The sequence below is a fragment of the Helicobacter anseris genome (assembly GCF_003364335.1).
GTDB classification, from domain to species: domain Bacteria; phylum Campylobacterota; class Campylobacteria; order Campylobacterales; family Helicobacteraceae; genus Helicobacter_H; species Helicobacter_H anseris.
This window is the reverse complement of sequence record NZ_NXLX01000039.1, coordinates 1-1,875: the sequence shown is the minus strand read 5'-3', so window position 1 is coordinate 1,875 and position 1,875 is coordinate 1. Positions and strand designations below refer to the sequence as shown.

Sequence of the window (1,875 nt, the reverse complement as noted above, 5' to 3'; positions counted from 1 at the left end):
ACCCCCTTTTTTTATAATCCTCGCATTTTGTATCACTTCATTTTAAGGGCAAATTATGATTTCTTTTAAACAAATTACACCTAAAGATTTCAATAAATCTTACAATCCAAAAATCCCAAAAGCCGATGAAATCAAATCTTTCAAAAAAGAAGTTGATATTTTTTTATCTAAAGCCCAAAGCCAAAAAGAAGAAGAATTTCAAAAAAATGAAATCAATAAATTTTTAGCCAAAGTCTATAATTATGATTGTAATACCAAAGGTAAAGTAGATAGTGCGATTTATGTAGAAGATAAAGCACAAGTATTGATAGAAGTAAAATCCCTCAATAACAACTTAGAATTTCCAAAATCACAAGATAATCCACTCTCCAAAGCTCTCTATGAATCTATCCTTTATTTTTTGCGCGAACATGAAGGAGAAAACAATAATTCTATTAAGCATATCATTCTTTGTAATCCTTGTGAGTTTTACATCTTTAAAGCTGATGCATTTAGAATCTTTCTAAAAGATAAAGAAATTGAAAATTTTTATAAAAATTGTGATAAAAACAAAGGAGTAGATACTAGCACAAATACATTTTATAAAGGTTTAGAATCTTATCTCAAAACAAACTTTGATAAAACCTTGGAATACACTTATTTTAGATTAGATTCCAATCTCTCTGAAGAAGCACTTTCTGCTATCTATACTCTTTTAAGCCCTCAAGTGCTTTTGGATCAAAAAAATATCATTGATGCAAATACACTTAATAAAGGTTTTTATGAAGAGCTACTCTATATCTTAGGATTGCAAGAAGTAAGCGAAAATGGTAAAAGTGGAGGGAAGATTCTCATCACTCCTAGCACCACAAAAAACACTCTAAGCGATGCTATCAGACAAACCTATCCCAAGCTAGATGATGAAGCTATCTTTACACTGATTACTACTTGGAACAATCGCCTTTTGTTCTTAAGACTTCTAGAATCTATGCTTTTATCCTGCAATCATATACAAAAGCCCTTCTTAAGCACGCAAAAAATTGCAAATTTCTCCCACCTCTCACGCCTTTTCTTTGGAGTGCTTGCAAAAAAGCAAGAAAATCGCAATGAAGAAGATATCAAACTCTTTGGCTCTATCCCTTATCTAAACTCAAGTTTATTTGATCGTATCCCTTTAGAGTATGAGGGCAAAGAGATAGGCTTACTAGCTTCAAATCAACTGACTATTTTTCCACGCTCTATCCTTAAAAAAGATGAGAGATTCAAAAACAAAGATTCTCTTTTTCTCTTAGATTATCTCTTTGAGTTTTTACACGCCTATGACTTTACCACCACAGCCAAAGACATCCAAGATGACACAAAACAAAATTATGATTTGCTTATCAACTCAGCAGTCTTAGGGCTTGTCTTTGAAAAACTCAATGGCTACAAAGAAGGGAGCTTTTATACCCCAAGCTTTATTACTTCTTATATGTGCAAAGAGAGTATCACTCAAGCAGTCATAGAGAAATTTAACTCTACTTTTGGATGGGAGTGCGATACACTAGAAGAACTTCAAGATGAAATGCTAGCCAAAGGCTATGCAAAAAACAAAGAAAGCTATCTTGCTACCCTTTTATCCATACGCATTTGTGATCCTGCAGTAGGTAGCGGACATTTTTTGGTATCCGCTCTCAATGAGATGATAAAAATCTGCTATGACTTAAGATTGATCAAATCTCTTACAGAATCTAGCCTCAGTTTAGATAATGATGAAATCCTCATCTACACTCAAGGCAAAATCCACCAATACATCAAACCCACCTCACAGCAACAACAAACCCATCAAATCCAAGTAGAGCTCTTCCATCTCAAAAAATCCATCATAGAAAATTGTCTCTTTGGAGTAGATATCAA

The 1,875-nt window shown here is 33.2% G+C and carries 1 protein-coding gene; it reads left to right on the top strand.

What is annotated here, in order from left to right:
* Positions 1-55: 55 nt before the first annotated feature.
* Positions 56-1,875 (top strand): DUF7149 domain-containing protein (locus tag CQA57_RS08080; protein ID WP_147288377.1); only part of this gene is annotated, 1,820 nt, incomplete at its 3' end.